The organism is Roseovarius salis, from assembly GCF_044472985.1.
GTDB lineage: Bacteria > Pseudomonadota > Alphaproteobacteria > Rhodobacterales > Rhodobacteraceae > Roseovarius > Roseovarius salis.
In genome coordinates this window covers 13,885-37,728 of sequence record NZ_JBISDG010000019.1, presented here as the reverse complement: position 1 = coordinate 37,728, position 23,844 = coordinate 13,885, and the positions used below count along the sequence as shown (strand labels likewise).

The window sequence follows — 23,844 nt, the reverse complement described above, 5'->3', positions numbered from 1 at the left end:
CGACATTGGCGCTCTCGCTTCCGACCTGTGGGGGAAAATCCATGGGGGCGAGGTGGTTAACGCCCGTTTTCGGCGGCCCGGTTGACAGTGTTCCATGTTTGTTCCATCGTCCATCCCATGAGATGCCGCGACGATACGATCGATCCGGGCCTCAGGCGGCGCGGCCGCGGCGCGGCAAGCAACGCGGCCGGCCGTCACGAGCGGTACGGTCGCAGCCATGACGACGATGGCTGGCCGCGCGCGGACGACGCCGCGGTGCTGCGCACCCAGACCGGCGCCGAGCGGACGCGGAGCGCAATCACATACAACCGCTCGCCCGATCTGCCATTCGACCGCTCGCTCAACCCGTACCGCGGCTGCGAACACGGGTGCATATACTGCTTTGCACGGCCGAGCCACGCGTGGCTGGGCCTTTCGGCGGGGCTGGATTTCGAGACCCGGCTGGTGGCCAAACCAGACCTGCCCCGGCGGCTGGAGCAGGAGCTGGGGCGGCGCGGCTACCGGCCCGCCACGATCGCGATCGGCACGAATACGGACCCGTATCAGCCGATCGAGCGCGAGCATGAAATCACGCGCGCCTGCCTGCGCGTTCTCGACCGCTTCAATCATCCGGTGGCCGTGGTGACCAAGGGGTGCCTCGTGGAGCGGGATATGGACATACTCTCGGACATGGCATCGCGCGGACTGGCGCGGGTCGGGATCTCGCTCACGACGATGGATGCCGCCCTGTCGCGCCGGATGGAGCCCCGCGCGCCCGCGCCCGCGCGCCGCCTGGCGACGATCCGGCGCCTGAGTGCCGCGGGCATCCCGGTGCGCGTGATGACCTCGCCGGTCGTCCCTGGCCTCACAGATCACGAACTGGAGTCACTGCTGGCGGCGGCGCGCGACGCGGGGGCCATTGCCGCGAGCTGGGTCATGTTGCGCCTGCCGCGCGAAGTGTCGCCGCTTTTCCGTGAGTGGCTGGACAGCCATTGCCCGGATCGGGCAGGGCGCGTCATGCGGTTGGTGCGCGAGATGCATGGCGGCCGCGACTACGCCGCCGATTGGGGGCGCCGCATGCGCGGGTCCGGCGCACATGCCGGGATGATCGCGCGGCGCTTCGACATCGCGGTGAAACGGTTGGGTCTGGCCCATCACGCGCCACCGTTGCGCACCGACCTTTTTGCCCGCCCGCCGCGCGTGGGCGACCAGCTTTCGCTATTCTGATCGGCCCCAGGGGGCGGGGTGCAAAAGACGCGGCACCCGACGCGGCCGGGTCAGCCGCGGCGGCGGCGTCCGCGGCCGCTGCCGCTGCCGCGGCGCGGAACGGGCTTGGCGGCGCTGTCTTCCTCGGTGCCATCCACGGCAGAAGAGAAGGGGCCGAGCGCCGCCGTGATCTGCTCCAGCGTGGGGCGCGGGCCGCGCGGGCGCGTCTCCAGCGCGTCGCGCATCCGTTCGAGATGCGCGGGCATGGTCCCGCAGCAGCCCCCGATGATCGTCGCGCCGGCGTCACGCGCCAGAACGGCATAGTCGGCCATGAGGTCGGGCGTGCCGTCATAGTGGATATGCCCGTCCACGTATTTGGGGATGCCGGCATTGCCCTTGGCGACGATGGGCCGCTCGGTGCCCTGCGCCACGAAACCGAGCACCGTGCGCAGCAGGTCCGATGCGCCCACGCCGCAATTGGCCCCGAATGCCAGCGGAGGGTTGGGCAGGGATTCGACCATCTCGGCCATATCGGCCGAGGTGAGCCCCATCATCGTGCGCCCCGCGGTGTCGAAGCTCATCGTGCCGCACCACGGCATGTCGACCATCGCGAACGCCTCGGCCGCGGCCTTGTATTCCTCCGGCGCCGAAATGGTCTCGAGCCAGAGCACGTCGGCGCCGCCTTCCTTCAAGCCGTCGGCCTGCTCATGAAAGATCTCGACGGCCAGTTCATGGGTGAGCGCACCCATCGGTGCCATGATCTCGCCCGTGGGTCCGACCGACCCCGCCACGACCACGGGGCGCTCCTGGCGGTCCGCGACCTCGCGCCCGATCTCGGCGGCCATGCTTGACAGCTGGCGGGCACGTTTTTCCGCGCCATGGAGCTTCAGCCGCGCCGCGTTGCCCCCGAAGGAATTGGTGAGAAAAAGGTCGCTGCCCGCTGCCACGGCCATGGAATAGAGCCTGTCAATCCGGTCCGGGTGCGTCTCGTTCCAGATTTCCGGCGCATCACCCGACTCCAGGCCCATGTTGAAAAGGTTGGTGCCTGTGGCGCCGTCGGCGAGTATCCAGTCCCGCTTTGCGAGCATGCGGGCGAGGGCGTTGGTCATGGTCTCTCCTGGCTTGCGGGGGAGCTTCCGTCGAGAACGGCACGCGTCCCGCGAATGCGGCCCGTGCCCCTGTGCCGGGGCAGGGCGGTCAGCCTTCCTTCATCACCTGGTCCTTGGCGACCTTCAGCAACTCCACCATCTTGCCGCGGATGGTATCGGCATCTGCGAGGTCCCCGAGATCTCCGGCGACCTTGCGCACGACGTCCTCGTGACCGGCCTCCTCGAAATCGGATTTCACGACTTCCGTGGCGTAGGCCTGCGCGTCGTCCCCGGTTTTCCCCAGCATTTCCGCCGCCCAGAGTCCAAGCAGTTTGTTGCAGCGCATCTGCGCGCGGAACTTCATTTCCTCGTCATGGGCGTACTTGTTTTCGAAGGCGTTCTCGCGGTCGTCGAAGGTGGTCATTTTGGCCGCTCCCTGGCACGGTGTTACGTTGGGTCTTGATATGCCTTCTGGACGGCTGAACCGCAAGGGGGCAGGCCAAACGCAAAGACGCCCGCAGGCGTGCCCGAGGCACAGGCCACCCGCGCAGACCGACTTGTCACGATACCGAACAATAAACGCATAATCAATATTATGTTAAATAACTACCAGGCGCGGCGTCACATAAGGTCACAGTCAAATGCAAGGCATCACAAGCTGTTAGGTGTAATCGCTAATGCTTTGCAAGGGTCGATTCAATTGCCTCGGCCTATGCGCGACAGCCCCGCTTTCCAACAATAACTGCAATTGTATCACACTGGTATTGCAGCGCGGGAAAATCGTGTCGTTCTCTCTCGACACGCCCGCGCCGCGCCGACAGTATATTCCAAAAACGGCAGGTGTTTCATGACGTCAATCCTTGTGCTCAACGGTCCCAACCTGAACCTGCTCGGCCAGCGGCAGCCGGATGTTTACGGTGCAACCACGCTTGGCGAAATCGAGCTCATGTGCCGCAGCAAGGCCAGCACCCTCGGGTTGGAGCTCGGCTTCGAACAAAGCAACAGCGAAGGCGGGCTGATAGATCACATTCACGCCGCGGCGGGAACGCATCGCGGCATCGTCATAAACGCGGGCGCCTACACGCATACATCCATTGCATTGATGGACGCGCTGAGCTCGGTCGCGCTGCCGGCGATCGAGCTGCACCTGTCCAATATCCATGCACGGGACTCGTTCCGCCACACCTCTTACATCGCCCGCGTGGCGATCGGCGTGATCTGTGGCTTCGGCCCGGCCGGTTACGAGCTTGCCATCGAGGCGATGGCGCGGCACCTGGAGGCGCGCAATTGATCCCGTCGGACGAGCTTAACGCTCTGATCACGGCCAACAGCGTCGAAGAGTTGTGGGACATGCACACGCGGCGCATGGCAGAGTACGGCTTCGACCGTCTTATCTATGGCTTCAGCCGCTTCATGACCGAAACGTCGCTGGGTGACCCCGAGGATTTCATCCTGCTGAGCAATCATGACCCCGCCTACATGGAAAAATTCATCGGTGAAGGTTTGTTCCACAACGCGCCGATGGTTCGGTGGGCGCGCGAGCATGACGGGCCGCAATCCTGGGCGCTTATCGGCAAGATGAAGGCGGCCAACATCCTGACACCGGAGGAACAGAGGGTGATCGAGTTCAACCGCTCGATGGGTGTTGCGGCCGGGTTCACGATCAGCTTCAAATCCGTATCCGCGCGGGCAAAGGGCGCGATCGGCCTGACGGCGCGCAAGGGCGTGAGCCAGGCCGATGTCGATGCGCTTTGGGCGCGGCACGGCGAGGACATCCTGTTGCTGAACAACCTGACGCATCTGCGCATCATGTCCCTGCCCCATCGCCCCCTGGCCCGGCCGTTGACCCCGCGCCAGCGCGAGGTGCTTGAATGGGTCAGCGCCGGGAAAACCGTGCAGGACATCGCGCTGCTGATGGGGCTGACCCGCGTCACGGTAGAAAAGCACCTGCGACTCGCGCGTGAGGCGCTCGGAGCGGAAACCACGGCACAGGCGGTGGTAAAGGCCGCTTTCCAGCAACAGATTTTCGCGCTAAGCCTCTAATTTCGTATTAAAATTATCTTGGGTAAGGAATTCCGTACTTTTCCGTATTTATAACACATTGCAGAATTGTCGGGTTCCGTGAGTGGTGGCTTCGAGCCAAGGAACACTGGAGCGTACCCCTGCAATTCCAGGGCACTGCGATCCTTTCATTGTCGGCCGCCAGCCCTATTGGTCGGGCTAGCGGTCGGCACTCGACTTCCCGCTGTCAAATCATCCCCATGGTTGCAGCGGGTCTACGGCGCTGTCCTGTCCCGGGCAGCGCCGTCCAACCCGTCTGGACGAATCGTCACGTGTACCGCCGGGTGTCCCTAAAAAAACGGCGCCTCACCCCGTGTCCCGGGGGAGGCGCCGCAAGGCATTGCTAATGCGGGTATTGTTCAGCTTCCGGCGGCTTTCGCCACCTCGGCTGCGAAGTCTTCTTCCTTCTTTTCGATCCCCTCGCCCACTTCGAAGCGCACGAAACCGATGAGCTCTGCCCCGGCTTCCTTGGCGGCCTCGGCCACGGTCTGATCGGGGTTGATCACGAAGGACTGGCCAAGAAGCGTCACCTCGGACATGAATTTCTTCATGCGGCCCTTGATCATGTTCTCGATGATGTTCTCGGGCTTGCCGGACTCGCGGGCGATCTCCATCTGGATCTGGCGCTCCTTCTCGACGATTTCCGGATCAAGTGACGCCTCGTCGAGCGCCGCGGGATTGGTCGCCGCGATGTGCATGGCGACCTGCTTGCCAAAGCCCGCGTCGCCGCCGCTCAGCGCGACCAGCACGCCGATCTTTCCCATGCCGTCGGTGACCGCGTTGTGAACGTAGGAGACGACCGTCTCGCCCTCTACCTTGGCCATGCGGCGCAACGACATGTTCTCTCCGATCGTGGCCACCTTGTCGGTGATCGTGTCGGCCACGCTCTTGCCGCCGAGATCAGCGTCTTTCAGCGCGTCAACATCCGCCACGTCCAGTGCGACACTGGCGATGTCGGCCACCATCGCCTGGAATTCCGCGTTCTTGGCAACGAAGTCGGTCTCGGAGTTGACCTCGACGGCCACGCCCTTGCCGCCGTCCACCTTGACGGCGACGAGCCCCTCGGCGGCCGTCCGGCCGGATTTCTTGGCGGCCTTGGCCAGCCCTTTCGTGCGAAGCCAGTCGATTGCGGCCGTCATGTCACCATCGGTTTCCGTCAGTGCCTTCTTCGCATCCATCATGCCTGCGCCGGTGCTGTCGCGCAGTTCCTTCACCATTGCTGCTGTGATCGCCATGCTGGCTCTCCTCAAGTCTTCAAGGGATACGGCGGCGCATTAGCGCGCCGCCCATGTCAGTTTCGTGAAACGTCTCAGCCCTCGACCGGGGCGTCCTCGGCGGCGGCCTCTTCGGTCGGGGCCTCTTCCATCGCGCCAACATCGACGCCCGCGGCGCCAAGCTGGGCGGACATGCCGTCGAGCGCTGCCCGGCTGACGAGATCGCAGTAAAGCGCGATGGCGCGCGCCGCGTCGTCATTGCCTGGGATGATGTGATCGACCCGCTCGGGCGAGCAGTTGGTGTCCACCACGGCAACGACCGGGATGCCCAGCTTCTTGGCCTCGGCAACCGCCAACGCCTCTTTCTTGACGTCGATCACGAAGAGCATGTCGGGCAGCCCGCCCATTTCGCGGATCCCGCCCAGGCTGGCCTGCAGCTTCTCCTGCTCGCGCTCCATGCCGAGACGCTCTTTCTTGGTCATACCCTCGGCGCCGGCGTCCAGCACCTCGTCGATGTGGGCCAGACGCTGGATCGATTTCGAAACCGTCTGCCAGTTGGTCAGCGTGCCGCCCAGCCAACGGTGGTTCATGTAATACTGCGCGCATTTCTCGGCGGCATCCGCGATCGGCTGGCTCGCCTGCCGCTTGGTGCCCACGAACAAGACGCGCCCGCCCTTGGCGACACATTCGCGAATCGCGTTCAGCGCCGCGTCCAGCATCGGCACGGTCTGGGTCAGGTCGACGATATGAATGCCGTTGCGCGCCCCGTAGATGAACTCGCCCATGCGGGGGTTCCAGCGCCGCGTCTGGTGGCCGAAATGCACGCCAGCTTCCAGCAGCTGGCGCATGGTGAACTCTGGTAGAGCCATGGTCCTGTTTCCTTTCCGGTTTGCGCCTCGGCACGGGATGAGAAGCGGATCGCTTCAACCGGTGGACAGCCGGGGATGTCTCCCCCGGGCGGCCCGCCCGTGCCTGCGGAGTGAATGGCGTGCCTATAAACTCAACACGGGGCGCGTGCAACCCCTGCCCGCACGGCCAACCCCATTGCTCAAGCCGCAGAATGTGCTTACATGTCAGCGGTCCGAACGCGGCAGACCAGGCGCATGAATACTCCCTTCGACGAAGATCCGCATCCCACCAAGAAACCGGGCCCGTTTTCGGGGGTCCGGGCCAGCTTCCTGACGGGCATCGTGGTGATCGCCCCGGTCGGGCTGACGATCTGGCTCGTCTGGACGCTCATGGGATGGGTCGACAGTGTCGTGCTGCCTCTCGTCCCCGCGCGCTTCCGCCCCGAGGAATATATCGGGATCAACCTGCGCGGCGTCGGTGTCATCATTTTCCTGTTGTTCACCATCGTCGTGGGCTGGGTGGCCAAGGGGCTGATCGGCAAGTCTCTCATCCGCTTCGGGGAATCGCTCGTCGACCGGATGCCCGTCGTGCGCTCGATCTATTCGGGGGTGAAGCAGATCGCCGAGACAGTGTTCGCCCAGAGCGAGCGCAGCTTCGAGAAGGCGTGCCTCATCCAGTACCCGCGCAAGGGTATCTGGGCCATCGCCTTCATCTCCACCACGGCCAAGGGTGAACTGGTGCAGAAGGCCGAAACCGGCAGCGACATGCTCTCCGTTTTCCTGCCGACCACGCCCAATCCAACAAGCGGTTTCCTGCTGTTCCTCCCGCGGGAGGACGTGATCGAACTGGACATGTCGGTGGAGGACGCCGCCAAGCTGGTCATCTCGGCGGGGCTGGTCTATCCCGGCCAGCAGCAGCAGGACGAAACGCCCCTGCCCGGCCGAGCGGCCTGAACGAGCGCCCCGGCCCCGTCCGGGCGGGCCGTGCTGCCGGCCTAGCCGTTGCAGGTGGCGTCGATATCAACCGTGCCGTGACTGTTCAGGGCGGCGCCGTGGTCCTCCAGAAATCGTTCCGCCGCCTGCCGCCCCGCCGTTTTCAGCCGTCCCAGCGTCAGCGGAGTCGGCACCAGCTTGGTGGCCACGGACAGCTCGCGCATCAAGGCGTCATCGGCGATCATGTGAACGAAGACGCGCTTCATCGCGCCCTCCTCCACCCTGCCGGCGTCCAGCAGGCGTTGGACGAAATTGATGGCTCTCAGTTCGCGCAGCAGCGAAGAGTTGAAGCTGATCTCGTTTATGCGGTTCTGGATGTCCTGCGGCCCGCGCGGCACCTCCGGCCGTTCCAGCGGGTTGATGTTGACGATGACGATGTCGGCGGGCAGCCCGGCCTCGAAAAGCGGGAACAACGCCGGGTTGCCGGTATAGCCGCCGTCCCAGTAATGCGCCCCGTCGATCTCCACCGCCTGAAAGAGCGTGGGCAGACAGGCCGAGGCCAGCAGGCTCTCCGTCGAGATGTCGTCGCCGGTGAAAACGCGAATCTTGCCGGTATGCACGTTGGTCGCCCCGACAAAGAGCCGCGGCCCCTCCGCGGCGCAGACCTTGTCGAACTCGAAGGCACGCGCGACACGCTCCAGCGGGTTGCGGTAGAACGGTCCGTAGGCATAGGGCGAGACGATCCGCGTCATCGCGTCGGCCATGTGAAACTGCGGCGACATCTCCAGCATGTCGGCCACATGTCCCGGCATGACCGGCGTGCCCGACATCCATGCCGCAAGGCGCATGTCGCCGATCGCGCCCATCTGTGCCCACAGCCAGTCGAGATGGGCCCGCGCGCCGGCGCGGCCGTTCTCAAGCCATCCCGCCTTTACCGCGGCCCCGTTCAACGCGCCGGCCGAGGTGCCCGAGATCGCGGCGATCTCGATGTCGGGTTCCTCTAGCACCCGGTCGAGTACCCCCCAGGTGAAGGCGCCATGCGCGCCACCGCCTTGCAGGGCAAGGTTGATACGTTTCATCGCGCGGCCCCTTTTCTTCTTGGGTCAAATACCCTCGGGGGTGTGGGGGTGAAACCCCCACCCCGTCGGCGCGCGCCGGCGGTTCGAATCCCGTTACAGCGCCGTCCAGCCACCATCGACGCTGATCGTGGTGCCCGTCACTTGCGCGGCTGCCTCCGAACACAGGTAGAGCGCGGTTCCACCGATCTGTTCGACGGTTGCGAACTCCTTTGATGGCTGGCGCTGGAGCATGACCTCGCGGATCACCTGCTCGCGCTCCATGCCGTACTCCTTCATCGTGTCGGGAATCTGCGCCTCCACCAGCGGTGTCAGCACGTAGCCGGGGCAAATCGCGTTGGCGGTGATGGGTTCCTCGGCGGTCTCGAGCGCGGTGACCTTTGTAAAGCCCACGATCCCGTGCTTGGCCGCCACGTAGGCCGATTTGAACGGGCTTGCCGTCAACCCGTGTGCCGAGGCGATGTTGACGACCCGCCCCCAGCCCCGCTCGCGCATCACGGGCAGGGCCGCGGCGGTTGTGTGGAAAGCCGAGCTGAGATTGATGGCGAGGATCGCGTCCCACTTCTCCTGAGGAAACTCGGGAATCGGCGCGACATGCTGGATACCGGCATTGTTCACGAGGATGTCGCAGCCACCGGCCGCCTCGATCAGCCCGCGGCATTGCGCCGGGTTCGACATGTCGGCCTGCACGTAGCGGACCTCGGTTCCGAACTCGCTGCCCATCTCCCGGGCGAGCTTGTGATCCTCCTCGGTATCGGTGAAGGAATTCAACACGACCCGGCCGCCCGCGCGGGCGAATTCCCTTGCCACGCCCAGCCCGATGCCGGAATTGGACCCGGTCACGATCACGGTTTTGCCTTCGACTGACATCTTCTTCCTCCGCGCACTTCCTTTGCGCGGACCCTGCCATGCTGCAGCTGCGAAATAAATGCCCCGATGCGGCCTTGAGTCACGAAATCACGTAATCGTTGCGGTCCCGCCGCGACACGGGCATCAAGGAGATGGCTGGCGCTTTTCAGGAGGATGCGATGAACGACGACACCGAGACGGGCGGCGCGGCGGACTGGTTGGCCTCCGAACTCGCCGACACGCTTGACGAGGATTACGAGCTGGAAATCTCGGAGCCGGCCCTGTCGATGGAAATCCGTCGGATCTACCGTCAGGCGCACCCGCCGTCGTTGGAGCGCAAGGACTATTTCGTCAAGCTGCTGACGCTTCAGTCGGAACTCATCAAGTTGCAGGACTGGGTGCAGGCCACCGGCGAAAAGATCGTGGTCATTTTCGAGGGGCGCGACAGCGCCGGCAAGGGCGGTGTCATCAAGCGCATAACGCAGCGTCTCAATCCGCGCGTGGTGCGCGTGGTGGCCCTGCCCGCCCCGTCGGACCGCGAAAAGACGCAATGGTATTTCCAGCGCTACGTGCCGCACCTGCCGGCCGGCGGCGAGATCGTGCTGTTCGACCGGTCGTGGTACAACCGCGCCGGCGTGGAGCGCGTCATGGGCTTTGCCGACGACCGGCAGATCGAGGACTTCTTCAACGACGTGCCGGAATTCGAGCGCATGCTCGTCCGGTCGGGCATCCGTCTTGTGAAGTACTGGTTCTCCATCACCGACGAGGAACAGCAACTGCGCTTTCTCATGCGCATCCACGACCCCCTCAAGCAATGGAAGCTCAGCCCCATGGACCTTCAGAGCCGGGTCAAGTGGGAAGCCTACACCAAGGCCAAGGAGGAGATGCTGGAGCGCACCAATATTCCCGAGGCGCCGTGGTACATCGTCGAGGGCAATGACAAGAAGCGCGCGCGCCTGAACTGCATCGATCACCTGCTCAGCCTGATCCCCTACGAACCCGTGGACCACGAGGAGATCACGCTGCCTGAGCGCGTCTACAACTCCGACTACGAACGCCGCGTTCTGCCGGACAAGCTCTACGTGCCGTCCAAGTACTGACGCGCCCCGTGTCCCGGGGTGTCTGCACACCAAAAAAAAACGCCGGCACGAGGCCGGCGTTCAGTTATTGAGGCAGGTTTCATACAGGCAAGAAACCTATCGAGCAGTGGGTCCTTTATAAGCAATCTGGCGCCACGATCCAAGCTAAAAGTTTGAAAAGGCGTGAATCCGGCTTTACCGTCTCGTCGGTGCAAACAAGGGCGATACGGGATTGTTGCCGGAATGAGACCACATTTTTTCGCCCGGATGCGGGCCACGCTGGCCGGTATCGGCCTTTTAATCTTCGCCCAATCCGCCTTCGGGGAGCCGGCCCATGGCATAGCTATGTACGGCGACCCCGCCCTGCCACCGGATTTTGTGTCGCTGCCATATGCCAACCCGGAGGCGCCCAAAGGGGGGCGCGTGGTGACGGGGAACGTGGGCGGATTCGACACGCTGAACCCGTTCACCCTCAAGGGCGAGGCCCCCTGGCAGCTCCGATTCTTTACCCACGAATCGCTCATGGGCCGCTCGCGGGACGAGCCGTTCACGCTTTACGGCCTGCTGGCCGAATCGGTGGAGACGGGGCCTGACCGCGAATGGGTCGAATTCACCCTGAGAAAGAAGGCGGCGTTTTCCGACGGCACGCCGGTTACGGTGGAGGACGTGATCTGGTCCTACCGGACGCTCGGCGAGGACGGGCACCCCCGCTACCGGGCGTTCTGGTCCAAGGTCGCGCGCATCGAGTCCCCCGGCCCGCGCCGCGTGCGGATCACCTTCAACACGGCCGACCGCGAGCTGGCTCTCATCGCCGGGCTGCGGCCGATCCTGAAAAAATCCCAATGGCAGGACAAGCCGTTCGCCGACGCCAGCATCGAGGATGTCCCGGTCGGGTCCGGGCCGTACACGGTGGCCGACTACGAGGTGGGCCGGCACGTGACCCTGCGGCGCGATCCGGATTACTGGGGGCGCGATTTGCCCTTCCGGCGCGGCACACACAATTTCGACGAGATCCGCATCGAATTCTACGGCGACAACACCGTGCTGCAGGAGGCGTTCAAGGCACAGGCGCTGTCCTACATCCGCGAGTTCAACGCCGAACGGTGGGAAACGCAGTACGATTTCCCCGCGGTGGAGCGCGGCGAGATCGTGAAGTCGGAAATTCCCCACGGCAAGCCGTCGGGCATGACCGGCTTCGTTTTCAATACCCGGCGCGCGCCGCTGGACGACTGGCGCGTGCGTTCGGCGCTGATCCACGCGTTCAATTTCGAATATGTCAACGACACGCTTACGGGCGGACGGCAGCCGCGTATCAGCTCGTACTTCTCCAATTCCGAACTGGCCATGCGCCAGGGGCCGGCCGAGGGCCGCGTGCGCGAGCTGCTGGCGCCTTATGCCGACAGCCTGCTGCCCGGTGCGCTCGAGGGCTACGAGCTGCCGCAGGGCGACGGCACCAAGCGCAACCGCGGCAATATCCGCACCGCGCTTGAGTTGCTGGCCCGCGCGGGCTGGACCGTTCAGGAGGGCGTGCTCAAGAACGCCGAGGGGCGTCCGCTCCGGCTCTCCGTGCTGCTGCGTCAGGACGCGCTGCTCGCGCAGGTCAGCACCTACATGGAAATCTATGCGCAGGCCCTGCGGCGTCTTGGTATCGCGTTGCGGATCGAGACGGTCGACAGCGCCCAGTACCGCGCCCGCGAGCGCAACTTCGATTTCGACATCACCTTCATGCGCCGGGCCGTGTCCCTCAGCCCCGGCAACGAGCAGCGCTTCTACTGGGGCTCGCAGGCCGCCGACGAGCCCGGCAGCCGCAACCTGATGGGGATGACCTCGCCGGCGGCGGACGCGATGATCGACGAAATGCTGTCCTCGACCAGCCGTGCGGAATTCGTGTCAGCTGTCCGCGCGCTCGACCGCGTGTTGATTTCAGGCCGCTACGTCATCCCGATTCACCGCTATTCCGTGGGGCGCATTGCCCATCTGGACGAATTGAAGTATCCAGAGGAAAACCTGCCCGTCTACGGGGATGGAGTCTGGTTCCTTCCCGTGGTCTGGTGGCACGAGGCAAAAGAATAAGACAGGCAGAGAAAACCACGAGGTTGGACGCCATGAAAAGGCTGGTTGCTTTGACGCTGATCGCGGCGGCGCTGTCGGGTTGCGCAACGGTCGACGGGATCGGCCGTGACATCTCGGGTGCGGCGCGCGGCGTACAGAGCTGGTTCTGAAGCTTCACGCCCGCTGCGAAGGGGCCGAACCCGCATCGCGTGGATGCGGAAAGTGGCATTTGTCCCGGCCCGTGGCGGGTTGTCATCGTTCGCGTGGCGTGATCTTCAGCCAAATCCCGTCCTTGCCCCGCACGGTCAGATGCGCCACCGGCATCGCCGGCCGGCCGGGGGCCTGCGCGAAGCGATACGCCCGTACCAGCATGGCCAGTATAAGCGGCCCTTCCATCATCGCGAAACCGGCACCTGTGCAGACCCTCTGGCCCGCGGAAAACGGGATATATGCCTCGCGCAGGCAGGTTCGTCCGTTCTCGGTCGCGAAGCGGCCGGGGTCGAAATCGTCGGGGCGGTCCCAGAGCCGCTCGTGCCGGTGCAGATGCCATGGGCTGAGCACGATCTGGCTGCCGCGGGGCACGTCGCGGTCGCGAAAGCGCTCGGGGCAGGCCGCCTCGCGCACCATCATGGGCACGGGCGGATAGAGCCGCAACGTCTCGCGGAAGACATCGCGCGCCACCCTAAGCCGGCCCACATCCGCGAAGGACGGGCCATCCGGCCCGCAGACCTCGGCCGCCTCATGCGCCAGCCGGTCCTGCCATTCGGGATGAAGTGCGAGCATGTAAAGCGCCCAGGCCAGCGCCGAGGCGCTGGTTTCATGGCCGGCCAGAAAGAAGATAGCGACCTGGTCGACCATCTCTTCTGTGTCGAAGCAGTCACCGGTTTGGGGGTCAACCGTTGTCATGATCTTCGTGGCCAGGTCGTCGGGCGCCTCGCCCGCCGCGATCGCCGTCATGCGATCGATTGTGAGCCGCGTGATTAGGCGGCGGATGGTCGCGGCCGTCTCGCGCGTGCGGCGGCGGTGGAGGCGTGGCAACCACCCCGGCAAGGGTATCAAGGCGCCGAGGTTGAGAACCGGTTGCGTGCGCTGGTGGTCGCGGAATTGCTCGAAGACCTGCCGCGCCACGTCGTGTTCGATCGGGATGGAAAACAGCGTCCGGAAAATGACATCCGCCGCCGCATGGCTTGTTTCTTCCTCGATTTCAACGGGCTGGCCGTCAGCCTTGAGTCCGACCCGCTGCACGGCGCCCTGCCCCGCCGCGCGCATTGCCGGAAAGGTGTCGCGCAGGCGGCCGCCCTCGAAAGCGGGATCGATGATGCGCCTCTGCCGCTTCCACGTCGCGCCGTTGGTAACGAAAACCGAATTCCCCAGAAGCGGGCGGAGCCCCTCTCGGATACGGTTCGATTTCGGGAAATCGTCGGGCCGGTCCTTCAGCACCAGATCGACAAGAGACGGCTGGTTGCACAGGAACGAGCGGAAGAAAGGCGTACGGAATTCCGCCATCCACGCCCGGTAAAGCCGCGCGGGCTGCGCCGAGAGGATGTCCTGCCGGAACAGGCGCATGTAGCGTGCCAGTGACACGCGCCCCTCGCGCGCGGGGGGTTTGGGCGGCCGCGTCACGGCGCGACCCCGGTGTATCCGGCGGCGGGCCGTTCGATCCGGCTCGGCGACGGGGCGCGCTCCGCGAACCGCTGGCCAAGGGTCTTCGGACCGGCCGTAATGCGGAAATAATCGTAGTCGCCGGGCTGGTCGAAGGCGCAAAGATACTGGAAATGCAGGCGGAAGAAGCGCCAGCGCAGCGCGCGCCAGCGTGCCTGGCTCAGCGTGCGGGTGAACGCGGCGGACAGGACCAGCGGCCAGCGCTTGCCGGTTTCCGGCGCCACACCGCTGACCGCCACGGGGTCGCACAGCGCGAAGGCGCAACCGTCACCTGGCGCCGTTACGTCCACCCATGTCAGTTCTTGCCGCGTGCAGAGATAGGCAAGATCCCCCCGGAGGCGGTGCGCCCCGGGCAGGAACGACACCATCGGCACAACCTGCCCCAGCGACAGGAATGACAGCACCGGGCCATCCTTGCGCACCCGGCCGTCACGGATGACGTCGGCCAGCACCGATACGGCCAGGTGCGCGCCGGAGGAATGGCCAACGACCAGCACCTCGTCGACGTCGGTTTCCAGCGCCGCGGCGATCTCGTCGGCGAACTCGGCCATTCGCGCGCGCAGCTCGGGCGGCTCGGCGCCCCGGTGCCGCGCGGAATAGGCGTAATCATGCATCAGGTAATAGGCAAAGAACTTGTTGTCCCTGCGCCGGAACCATTCCAGCACCGGCGGCACCATGGCCAGCCCTGCCCAGGCCAGCCAGGGGTGCAAAAGCGCCAGAAAGCGCCCCAGGACCCAGGCCAGAAGAAGTGCAATGGCCAGCTGCGCCAGCAGGAACGCGACCGGGTAGAGCGCGGCGATCACCGGCCCTTTGCGCAACCCGCCCAGCCGGAACAACGCGCCGGAGGCGATGTAGACCCACGCCGTTCTGACGAGTTGAACGTAGGTTCCCAATATGCCCTGTTCCATGCTGTCCCGCACGATATCGGACCAGACCAGAACCTCGAACTCGGCTCGGACCTGCGCGCCCTCGATGTCTGCCGTGACGTTCCAGCCATATCGCCCGCCCCCATGTTTCGATTTTATATCAATATCATACGCCGATATTCTCGCCTGTTCCGCAGCCTCCTTGCGGTAGAGCTCGCGGTAGCGGCGGGGGTGTATCGGGTCGTAACCCGGCACGTAGAAAACGCGCCGGCGGTGCACCGTCGATATCGGGCAGCTGCTCATGCCTCACCTCGTCTTGGCGCACAGCCTAGCGTGCCATTCGGGCAAGAGTAAGACGTGGTCGGTCGAAAAGGATGGCGCGGCTCAGCCGAGTGCCGCCAGCGATGGGAACGTTTCCAGAAGCCAGTAGGAGAATGCCGAGAAACCGCCGGTGAGCATCAAAAGCCCGATCGTCCACAACAGCAGGCCCATCACGCGCTCGATCTGCTCCATGTGCCGTTTCATCCATGTCATCAGCCCGCCAAGACGCGGCAAGAACGCGGCAACCAGCAGAAACGGCACCCCGAGCCCCGCGGCGTAGACGGCCAACAGGACCGTGCCACGGGTCACCGACGCCTCGGCTGCCGCGAGCGACAGGATCGCCCCGAGCTGCGGGCCGATGCACGGTGTCCAGCCAAAGGCAAAGGCCAGACCCAGCACATACGCACCGAACGATGTGCCCGCCCGGTCACCCGCGTCCACGCGTGCCTCCCGGTCGAGGAACCCGATACGGAAGACGCCCACGAAATGCGCACCGAACACCATCACGACGATACCCGCGACCACGTTGAAATAACTTTGATACTTCAACAGGGCCACGCCGGCCGCGGAGGCCGCGAAGCCAAGGAACAGGAATACCGTCGAAAGCCCCAGCACGAAGAAGAGCGCCGGCACGACCGCGCGCGATCGGGGCCGCCCCGAGGCTGACAGGTCGCTGACCGTGACCCCGCTCATATAGGCGAGGTAGGGTGGCACGATGGGCAAGACGCACGGGCTGAGAAACGAAATGATCCCGGCCACGAGCGCCACGGTCATGGCGGGCAGGAGCGCCGCGTCGATGATTTCGATTCCGAACATGTCGATGACATAGACCATCGGTTGCGCCGGGTCACGGGGCCAGATGTCACAACCCTGTGGACAGGCCGTTACGGGGCGATTATGCCGCGGACATGACCTGCCAAGAGACACTCGACGCCCGTGGCCTGCTATGTCCGCTGCCGGTCCTCAAGCTGCGCAAACGGCTGAAGGCGCTGACGCCCGGCAGTGTCGTTCAACTCTGGGCCGACGACCCCGCGGCCGTGGTCGATGTTCAGCATTTCTGCGCGGAGTCGGGAGAAGAATATCTGGGGCTGGCGGAATGCGAGGGTTACAACGTTTTCCGCGTACGCAAACGCGCCAAGGGCACGGCAGGCACCTGACCGGTCGCGGCAGGGCGGTCAGCGTGTCCCGGCCACCGCGGGCCGGGACAGCACGTATCTGACGTCGACGGCTCAGCGGCCGATCGACCACCACCCCCGCCGCTTGGGCTTTGGTTTTGCCTCGGCAGACTCGGCACCGGCGTGCGCGGGCTCCGGCTCGGCCTCTGCCGGTTGCTCGCGGCTTGGCTCCGGTGTCTGCGTCTCCGGCTCTGGTGCCGGTTTGGATGCAGCCGGTTCAGGGGCCGGGCTATCGTCTTGCGGCGTGTCTTCCGTCGGTGCCGCTTCGGCGTCGCTAGCGGCCTCTGCCGCCTCCTCTGCGGGCCCGTCCGTCTTTTTCTTTCGCGACCGGGGCTTCTTCTTGGCCTTTTCTGGTTCCGCCGGTTTCTGTTCGTCCGCCGCGTCGGCCGCATCGGCATTCGCATCAGGGCCGGCCGCCGGCGTGTCGGTTTCGGCGGGTTTTGCCTCGCCTGACGGCTCCGCGGTTTCCTCGGCCTTCTTCTTGGACGAGGCCCTCGGCTTGCGCGTGCGCTTCGGCTTGGGTTTCTCGGCGGCACTATCTGCGGGTGCCGCGGTTTCGGGCGTTTCGGCGGGCGCGTCGGCGGGTGCCTGTTCACCGGCGGGTTCGCTGTCGGTCGATGCGTCTGCAGGCTCCTGCGTGTCGGCGGCCGCGGTTTCCCCGTTCGCCTGCTCGTTCGCGTTGCCCGACCGAGATTTCGAGCGGCGGCGGCGCCGGCGGCGGCGTTTCTTGGGCTTGCCCTCTGCTTCGCCCTCGCCCTCGCTCTCGGTCTTGTCGGGAGCGGCAGTTTCGGTGACGTCCTCGGCTTCTTCCTCGGGCACGTCCGCGACCGGCGAGCTGTCGACGGAGACAACCGGCGCGGCCTCGGCGACCTTGCGGGTCGCGGTCTTGAATTTCTCGATGGTGAAATCGGGGCTGATCAGCACCGGGTCGCCCTCGATCCGGATCGACAACCCGTACCGCGCCTCGATCCGCGCGACATGCTCGCGCTTGTGGTTCATCAGGAAATTCGCAATGCTCACGGGGCACTTGACCAGAACCTCGCGCGAGCGGCGGCGCACCCCTTCCTCTTCCAGCTGGCGCAGTATGTAGAGCGCGAGACTGTCATCCGACCGGATAAGCCCGGTGCCGTGGCAGTGCGGGCATGGCTGGGTGGTGGCCTCGATCATGCCCGGACGCAGGCGCTGGCGGCTCATCTCCAGCAGGCCGAACCCCGAGATGCGGCTGACCTGTATCCGCGCGCGATCCGACTTCAGTTTTTCCTTGAGGCGCTTCTCGACGGCGGCATTGTTCTTGCGCTCGTCCATGTCGATGAAATCGATCACGATCAGCCCGGCAAGATCACGCAGCCGAAGCTGGCGAGAGATTTCCTCGGCCGCCTCCAGGTTGGTCTTGAGCGCCGTCTCCTCGATCGAGCCCTCGCGGGTGGCGCGGCCCGAGTTGACATCGATGGCAACCAGCGCCTCGGTCACGCCGATGACGATGTAACCGCCCGACTTGAGCTGCACCGTCGGGTTGAACATCGAACTGAGATAGCTTTCGACCTGGTAACGGGCGAAGAGCGGAAGTTGATCCTGGTAGTGCTTCACGTTCTTGGCATGGGACGGCATGATCATCTTCATGAAGTCCTTGGCCACGCGGTATCCCGCCTCGCCCTCGACCAGCACCTCGTCGATCTCGCGGTTGTACAGGTCGCGGATCGACCGCTTGATCAGGTTGCCTTCCTCGTAGATCTGCGCAGGCGCGATGGATTTGAGCGTCAGCTCGCGGATCTGTTCCCAAAGCCGCTGCAGATACTCGTAGTCGCGCTTGATTTCGGCCTTCGTGCGCTTGGCGCCAGCCGTACGGACGATCAGGCCGGCGCCGCGGGGCACGATGATCTCGGATGCGATCTGCTTGAGCTTCTTGCGGTCGGCGGCGTTGGTGATCTTGCGGGATATGCCGCCGCCGCGGGCGGTGTTGGGCATCAGCACGCAGTAGCGGCCGGCAAGGCTGAGATAGGTGGTCAGCGCCGCGCCCTTGTTGCCGCGCTCTTCCTTGACCACCTGCACCAGCAGGATCTGGCGCACCTTGATGACTTCCTGGATCTTGTACTTGCGCGGGCGCGGCTTGCGGGGGGGACGGATATCCTCGCTGTCATCGTCGTCCGCGACAGACTCGATCATGTCGTCCTTGGACGCCGCATCGGCCCGCTTGCGTCCCGACGGCGCAGACCCGTTGCCGCCGTGCCCGTTCTTGGCGGCTTCACCGCCGGTATCGGCCGGCGCCGCGGCGCGCTGTTGCGTGTCCGCGGCGGCGGGCGCCTGTTCGGGTCCGGCCTCCCCTGCCCCGGTTTGCGGCTGATCATCCTCGGACGTTTCGCCTTCCGTGCTCCCGGGCTCTTCGACCGGGGTTTCGGGGACGGTTTCCATGGGCGACAGGCCCTCGCCGGGCGCGGCGGCCTCGGCCTCGGACTCTGCATCAAGCTCGATGGTTTCCATCCCCGAAATCTCGTCGGAGGTGGTCACGGCGTCGTCGGTTTCCGTCTTGGCCGCCTTGCTCTTGGAGGACCGACGGCGCGACGGCTTGGCGGGTTTGTCCTCGCTCTCCTCGCGGGCCTGCTGCTCCTCGGCATAGGCGCGTTCTTCCTCCAGCAGCGCCTCGCGGTCGGCCACCGGGATCTGGTAGTAGTCGGGGTGGATCTCGGAAAACGCGAGGAAACCGTGGCGGTTCCCCCCGTAATCCACGAAAGCCGCCTGAAGTGACGGCTCGACCCGTGTTACCTTGGCCAGATAGATGTTGCCGGCAAGTTGCCGCTTGTTCTCGGATTCAAAGTCGAATTCCTCGACCTTGTTTCCGTCGACCACCACGACGCGGGTTTCCTCCGCGTGGGTGGCGTCGATGAGCATTTTCTTTGACATGTCCTGCTTCTCAGCCGCGCTCTGCCGGCCGGTCCCGACAAGCCGAGGGCGAACCTTCGGCGGGCGGGGACAGCGCACACGGGCGGCTTTTGTCTGGGGGCGACTGCACACGATCGAGACCCTGCACCGCACACGGTGCCAATGGTCAAAGCCTGTATCGGTCTCGCGCGCCTCATCGCGGTTCTTCTTCTCCGGCCCGTCACGGGCCAACTCGGGGCCGGCACGACCCGATCGGAACGGTGTGCTGGCATGCGGGTGGCCCATCCTTGGCGGGCCCAATCGGTCTGTTCAGAGCTGCGGAAAGCACGTCCGGCAATTGTCTGAAACAGCGAAACTCGGTGCCGCCGGGACCAACCCCGGCGCATTTCACAACATTAAAGCGTTCCGGGGGCGAAATACAATGACAAAATGGGCAGCGCCGGCGGCGCGGTCAGCCCCTAGAGGTAATCCGACCGCTGCAGGCCGTACTTGGCCATCTTTTCGTTCAAGGTCCGGCGCGGCAGGCACAACTCGTCCATGACCGCGGCGATTGACCCCTTGTGCCGACGCATCGTGTTGTCGATCAGCATCCGCTCGAACGCCTCGACGTATTCCTTCAGCGGCTTGCCCTCGGTGGTCATCACCGGCTGCATCTCCTGGTGGTCCGACATCAGCAGTGACGCGATCGTGCCGCTGCCGCGGCGGGTCTGCAGCACGGCCCGCTCGGCCACGTTGATCAACTGGCGCACATTGCCCGGCCACGGGGCCTGCAAGAGCTGCGCGGCCTCCTGCGCGTTCACCTGTGGCGCGGCACAGCCGTAATCCTCGGCGAACTGTTCGGTGAACGCGGAGAAAAGGGTGAGCACGTCTTCGCCACGTTGCCGCAGCGTCGGCACCGTCAGGCGCAGGCTGCCGAGACGGTAGAACAGGTCGGGGCGCAGTGCGTCCTCGCAGGTGCGGTTCTGCTCCTGCATGTTCGAGATCGCCACGATGCGCACCTCGGGCGGGGTGCCCTCTTCGTTGATGAAGCTCAACAACCGGCTCTGCGCCGCCTCGCTCAGCGTCTCGATATCCTCCAGCACCAGCGTGCCGCCGCGTGCCTCCTCGACGGCGGGCAGCTGGCTGTCCTCGGGCTGCACCGGGCCGAAAAGGCGCTTCATCAGCGCGTCTTCCTCGTGGGCGGAGCATGATACCAGCACGAATTTCTTGCCCGCCCGCGCGCCGACCGCGTGCAGGGCATGGGCAACCAGTGTCTTGCCGGTGCCGGTCTCGCCCTCGATCAGGACGTGGTTGTCGGCCTGTCCCAGATCGAGGATGTCCTCCTTGAGCCGTTCCATGACCGGGCTTGAGCCGATGAGCTTTTTCATCAACTGGCCGCCATCGCTGAGCTCGCGCCGCAGCGCACGCGCGTCGAGCGTCATGCGCCGCGCACTCGCGGCCTTTTTGGCAAGTTCGTTCATGCGCTCGGGGTTGAAGGGCTTTTCGAGAAAATCGAAGGCCCCCACCCGCATCGCCTCCACGGCCATGGGCACATCGCCGTGGCCGGTGATCATGATGACGGGCAGGCTGGAGTCTGTGCCCATCAGCTTCTTGAGGAACTGCATGCCGTTCATGCCGGGCATCTTGATGTCGGTGATCACGATGCCCGGGTAATCCGGCCCCAGAACCTCCAGCGCCGCCTCGGCCGACGCGAATGCCTCCGTGTCGTAGCCCGACAGCGCCAGCCATTGGCTGATTGACTGGCGCATGTCCCGTTCGTCGTCGATGATGGCGATTTTCATGGCGCTCGGCATTGTTGGTCTCTCTCGCTTGATGGGCCTGCTATTCGGCGGCGGGGCGACCGCTCGCATCGGCCCCGTCGGGCAGGATCGGCACCTGCATCTCGAAAACGGCGCCGCCATCTGTTGCATTGCGCGCGGTCAGCCGCCCGCCCATCTCTGCCACGAGGCCCGAGGAAATGGCCAGCCCCAACCCGACGCCTTCGCCGGGATGCTTGGTGGTGTAGAAGGGTTCGAACAGGTTCTCGATGTCCTCGATCCCGGGGCCGTTGTCACGCACCGTGAGCACGGCCGTCTCGCCCACGGCCAGCAGGATGTCTATGGCCGCGTCGGGCACGTTCTGCGTGGCATCGAGCGCGTTGCGCAACAGGTTGACCATCACCTGCTCGATCCGCACCTGGTCGCCCATGACGATCACCGGCTCGTCGGGCAGGGTCAGGTTGATCTTCACCTCGCGCTGGCGCAGTTGCGGCTCCATCATGGACAGGGCTGAATTCAGCGCCTCCGACAGGTTGACGGGGCGGAACTCGTCGCCGCTCTGCCGGGCGTAGGATTTGAGCTGGCGCGTGATCTTGCCCATCCGTTCAAGCAGGTCGTCGATGCGCTGGAAGGAGGCGAGCGCCTCTTCCGGGCGGTTGCGGTTCAGCAGCAGCCGGGCGCCGGCAAGGTAGGTCTTCATCGCTGCCAGCGGCTGGTTCAGTTCGTGACTGACGGCCGCCGACATCTCGCCCAGGGCCGCCAGTTTGGAACTTTGCGCCAGCGTCTGCTCGGCGACAGCAAGGTTTTCCTGAACCCTCTGCCGTTCGGCGATTTCCCGCTGGAGACGGGCGTTGAGTGCGCGAAGCTCCGCCGACTCGCGCTGGAAAACGGCCATCCGGACCGTCGCCTTGCGGTTCAGGAAGTAGAAGGCGAGCGCCAGCAGGATCGCAAAGCACATGATCTCGATGGCCAGTACGCCGTTCACCTTCTCGCGCACGCTGGCATAGGTGGTGAAGCTGGCGATGCGCCATCCGCGAAAGGCCACGCGCCCGCCCACGCGCATAACCGCCTCGCCCTGCACGTAGGCATCCGGCGGCAGCGTGTTCCAGTCCGCGGTGGCCTGCAGCGCGCGCTGGATCGCGCTCGAGGGCGGCTCCTTGGCCAGCGCCTCCTTCTCTGTCAGGCCCCGCCAGCGCGGCTCGGTGGCGAGGATGATCCGCCCCTCGCTGTCGGTGACCATCACCGCGTCCGAGATGCCCGCCCAGGCCCGTTCGTACTTGCCCAGCCCGACCTCGACCAGGATGACCCCCGCCAGCCCCTTCTGGGTTTCGACCCGGCGGGAATAGTAGAACCTGAACCGCCCGGTTTCATCCTGCAAGATGTTGAAAATATTGTTTTTCGATCGAAGAGCATCCACGAATATCGGGGAATCCCCGTAGGAGCGGCCGATCGTTTCGCGGTTCGTCGCGGCCACCACGCGGCCGTCCTTGTCCAGCAGGGTCAGGGAGGCTGCCGAGATCTCCTCGTTAAAGGTGATCAGCCGCTGCGAGGATTGCGAGAAATCGCCGCTTGCCAGCGCCGAGATGAGCGCGGGGTCCCGCGAGAGCAGCTGTGGCACGATGGCATTTTGCTGCAACTCGCTGAGCAGGTTGCCGCTGTAGAGCACCAGGCGCAGTTCGGCCCGGTTGCGCGTGGTCTCGGTGAAGCGGTCGGTCAGCATCCTGTTGGTTACCGCCACGATGACGACCGCCAGCACGATCAGCGCGACAAGCGAAAGCCGCGCCCGCCAGCTCAGCGTGCGCATCTTCCCGCCCGGTCCCTTGTCCGGCGGATGTGGCGTGGGCAAGACCATGGTGAAAAGATTACGCCGCGCGCTTCCGGGCCTCAAGCACTCAAGCGGCCTGCAGCGCCCCGACGAGGGAGTCGAACATCGTGCGGCCCTCGATGTTGCCATGCGCGGGGTCGGCCATGCGCTCGGGATGCGGCATCATCCCCAGAACGCGGCGGTTTTCCGACAGGATGCCGGCGATATCCTGAACCGAGCCGTTGGGATTTTCGGTGTAGCGGAATGCCACCCTGTCGCCGTCGTTCAATAGCTTGAGGGTAGCGTCGTCGGCAAAGTAATTCCCGTCATGGTGCGCGATCGGCAAGGTGATCGTGTCTCCGGCCCTATATCCCGAGGTGAAGGCGCTGTCTGTCGTCTCGACCGTCAGGCCAACCGCCTTGCAGATATATTTCAGCCCTGCGTTGCGCAGCAGCACGCCGGGCAGCAACCCGGTTTCCGTCAGCACCTGAAAGCCGTTGCATATGCCCAGAACGTAGCCGCCCCGGCCGGCATGGGCGACGACCGAGCGGCAGATCGGCGAATTCGCCGCGATGGCCCCGCAGCGCAGGTAGTCGCCGAATGAAAACCCGCCCGGCACGCCGACCACATCGACGCCCGCGGGAAGCTCCGTGTCCTTGTGCCAGACCATCGAGACGCGCGCCCCGGCATTGCGAAAGGCCACGGCCATGTCACGGTCGCAGTTCGAGCCGGGAAAGACGATCACGGCCGCGTGCATTACGCAAGCTCCACCGAATAGCTTTCGATTACCGTGTTGGCGAGCAGCTTTTCACACATCTCGGCAACCTGCGCGCGGGCCTTGTCGTGGTCGGTCTCGGCAATGTCGAGTTCGATCACCTTGCCCTGCCGGACGCTGTCGACCCCCTCGAAGCCGAGCTGGACGAGCGCGTGGCGCACGGCCTCGCCCTGCGGGTCCAGCACCCCGTCTTTCAGCATCACATGCACCCGTGCCTTCATG

Annotated in this window: 22 protein-coding genes; 8 read left to right on the top strand and 14 right to left on the bottom strand. The window is 65.0% G+C overall.

The window, feature by feature from the left end; translation table 11 throughout:
• Positions 1 to 117: 117 nt before the first annotated feature.
• On the top strand, positions 118 to 1,206 hold the full coding sequence (locus tag ACH13J_RS09790; RefSeq protein WP_397543144.1) for a PA0069 family radical SAM protein: 1,089 nt from the start codon (positions 118 to 120) through the stop codon (positions 1,204 to 1,206).
• 50 nt (positions 1,207 to 1,256) lie between these two features.
• On the opposite strand, the gene bmt is transcribed toward ACH13J_RS09790, so the two are convergent.
• Positions 1,257 to 2,294, bottom strand: a complete 1,038-nt coding sequence (gene bmt, locus ACH13J_RS09785; RefSeq protein ID WP_397543143.1) for a betaine--homocysteine S-methyltransferase — start codon at positions 2,292 to 2,294, stop codon at positions 1,257 to 1,259.
• An 88-nt stretch (positions 2,295 to 2,382) separates the two neighbouring features.
• A complete protein-coding gene (locus tag ACH13J_RS09780; protein WP_397543142.1) occupies positions 2,383 to 2,697 on the bottom strand; it encodes a DUF1476 domain-containing protein in 315 nt (104 codons plus the stop codon).
• A gap of 423 nt (positions 2,698 to 3,120) precedes the next feature.
• Here ACH13J_RS09780 and aroQ point away from each other — a divergent pair, with 423 nt between their 5' ends.
• Positions 3,121 to 3,564 carry a type II 3-dehydroquinate dehydratase gene (aroQ, locus tag ACH13J_RS09775; RefSeq protein ID WP_397543141.1) on the top strand — a complete coding sequence of 148 codons (444 nt, stop codon included), beginning with the start codon at positions 3,121 to 3,123 and terminating at the stop codon, positions 3,562 to 3,564.
• Entirely contained in the window at positions 3,561 to 4,316 is a 756-nt protein-coding gene (locus ACH13J_RS09770; protein WP_397543140.1) for an autoinducer binding domain-containing protein, read from the top strand. The genes aroQ and ACH13J_RS09770 overlap by 4 nt, the downstream gene beginning before the upstream one ends.
• A gap of 377 nt (positions 4,317 to 4,693) precedes the next feature.
• Here ACH13J_RS09770 and tsf read toward each other — a convergent pair whose 3' ends face one another.
• Both tsf and rpsB read right to left on the bottom strand, forming a co-directional pair.
• Complete coding sequence (tsf, locus tag ACH13J_RS09765) at positions 4,694 to 5,569, bottom strand: translation elongation factor Ts (protein WP_397543139.1); 876 nt, start codon at positions 5,567 to 5,569, stop codon at positions 4,694 to 4,696.
• A 74-nt stretch (positions 5,570 to 5,643) separates the two neighbouring features.
• Positions 5,644 to 6,417: a 30S ribosomal protein S2 gene (gene rpsB / locus ACH13J_RS09760; protein WP_397543138.1), complete on the bottom strand. Its 774-nt coding sequence runs from the start codon at positions 6,415 to 6,417 to the stop codon at positions 5,644 to 5,646.
• Positions 6,418 to 6,651: 234 nt separating this feature from the next.
• On the opposite strand from rpsB, the gene ACH13J_RS09755 reads away from it, so the two are divergent.
• Positions 6,652 to 7,350 carry a DUF502 domain-containing protein gene (locus ACH13J_RS09755; protein WP_397543137.1) on the top strand — a complete coding sequence of 233 codons (699 nt, stop codon included), beginning with the start codon at positions 6,652 to 6,654 and terminating at the stop codon, positions 7,348 to 7,350.
• 41 nt (positions 7,351 to 7,391) lie between these two features.
• Here ACH13J_RS09755 and ACH13J_RS09750 read toward each other — a convergent pair whose 3' ends face one another.
• Both ACH13J_RS09750 and ACH13J_RS09745 read right to left on the bottom strand, forming a co-directional pair.
• On the bottom strand, positions 7,392 to 8,408 hold the full coding sequence (locus ACH13J_RS09750; protein ID WP_397543136.1) for a patatin-like phospholipase family protein: 1,017 nt from the start codon (positions 8,406 to 8,408) through the stop codon (positions 7,392 to 7,394).
• Positions 8,409 to 8,501: 93 nt separating this feature from the next.
• On the bottom strand, positions 8,502 to 9,275 hold the full coding sequence (locus ACH13J_RS09745; protein WP_397543135.1) for a 3-hydroxybutyrate dehydrogenase: 774 nt from the start codon (positions 9,273 to 9,275) through the stop codon (positions 8,502 to 8,504).
• A 158-nt stretch (positions 9,276 to 9,433) separates the two neighbouring features.
• Here ACH13J_RS09745 and ppk2 point away from each other — a divergent pair, with 158 nt between their 5' ends.
• From ppk2 to ACH13J_RS09730, 3 genes are all read left to right on the top strand, one after another.
• Positions 9,434 to 10,354 carry a polyphosphate kinase 2 gene (ppk2, locus tag ACH13J_RS09740; RefSeq protein WP_397543134.1) on the top strand — a complete coding sequence of 307 codons (921 nt, stop codon included), beginning with the start codon at positions 9,434 to 9,436 and terminating at the stop codon, positions 10,352 to 10,354.
• A 222-nt stretch (positions 10,355 to 10,576) separates the two neighbouring features.
• Positions 10,577 to 12,406, top strand: coding sequence for an extracellular solute-binding protein (locus ACH13J_RS09735; RefSeq protein ID WP_397543133.1), 1,830 nt, complete (start codon positions 10,577 to 10,579; stop codon positions 12,404 to 12,406).
• Between the two features lie 32 nt (positions 12,407 to 12,438).
• Entirely contained in the window at positions 12,439 to 12,555 is a 117-nt protein-coding gene (locus ACH13J_RS09730) for a lipoprotein (protein WP_397543132.1), read from the top strand.
• Between the two features lie 82 nt (positions 12,556 to 12,637).
• Here ACH13J_RS09730 and ACH13J_RS09725 read toward each other — a convergent pair whose 3' ends face one another.
• The 3 genes from ACH13J_RS09725 to ACH13J_RS09715 form a co-directional block, all read right to left on the bottom strand.
• Positions 12,638 to 13,951, bottom strand: coding sequence for a cytochrome P450 (locus ACH13J_RS09725; protein WP_397543183.1), 1,314 nt, complete (start codon positions 13,949 to 13,951; stop codon positions 12,638 to 12,640).
• 53 nt (positions 13,952 to 14,004) lie between these two features.
• Positions 14,005 to 15,216 (bottom strand): hypothetical protein, encoded by a 1,212-nt coding sequence (locus tag ACH13J_RS09720; RefSeq protein ID WP_397543131.1) that lies wholly within the window; start codon positions 15,214 to 15,216, stop codon positions 14,005 to 14,007.
• A gap of 81 nt (positions 15,217 to 15,297) precedes the next feature.
• A complete protein-coding gene (locus ACH13J_RS09715; protein ID WP_397543182.1) occupies positions 15,298 to 16,050 on the bottom strand; it encodes a cytochrome c biogenesis protein CcdA in 753 nt (250 codons plus the stop codon).
• 92 nt (positions 16,051 to 16,142) lie between these two features.
• Here ACH13J_RS09715 and ACH13J_RS09710 point away from each other — a divergent pair, with 92 nt between their 5' ends.
• Positions 16,143 to 16,391, top strand: a complete 249-nt coding sequence (locus tag ACH13J_RS09710) for a sulfurtransferase TusA family protein (RefSeq protein ID WP_397543130.1) — start codon at positions 16,143 to 16,145, stop codon at positions 16,389 to 16,391.
• A 72-nt stretch (positions 16,392 to 16,463) separates the two neighbouring features.
• Here the strand turns inward: ACH13J_RS09710 and ACH13J_RS09705 are convergent, their stop codons facing one another.
• From ACH13J_RS09705 to purS, 5 genes are all read right to left on the bottom strand, one after another.
• Positions 16,464 to 19,307 (bottom strand): Rne/Rng family ribonuclease, encoded by a 2,844-nt coding sequence (locus ACH13J_RS09705; protein WP_397543129.1) that lies wholly within the window; start codon positions 19,305 to 19,307, stop codon positions 16,464 to 16,466.
• 437 nt (positions 19,308 to 19,744) lie between these two features.
• A complete protein-coding gene (locus ACH13J_RS09700; protein WP_397543128.1) occupies positions 19,745 to 21,079 on the bottom strand; it encodes a response regulator in 1,335 nt (444 codons plus the stop codon).
• 28 nt (positions 21,080 to 21,107) lie between these two features.
• Positions 21,108 to 22,847: a sensor histidine kinase gene (locus ACH13J_RS09695; RefSeq protein ID WP_397543127.1), complete on the bottom strand. Its 1,740-nt coding sequence runs from the start codon at positions 22,845 to 22,847 to the stop codon at positions 21,108 to 21,110.
• 88 nt (positions 22,848 to 22,935) lie between these two features.
• Entirely contained in the window at positions 22,936 to 23,604 is a 669-nt protein-coding gene (gene purQ, locus ACH13J_RS09690; protein WP_397543126.1) for a phosphoribosylformylglycinamidine synthase subunit PurQ, read from the bottom strand.
• A complete protein-coding gene (gene purS, locus ACH13J_RS09685; RefSeq protein WP_397543125.1) occupies positions 23,604 to 23,843 on the bottom strand; it encodes a phosphoribosylformylglycinamidine synthase subunit PurS in 240 nt (79 codons plus the stop codon). Before purS ends, purQ begins: the two co-directional genes overlap by 1 nt.
• Position 23,844 lies beyond the last annotated feature (1 nt).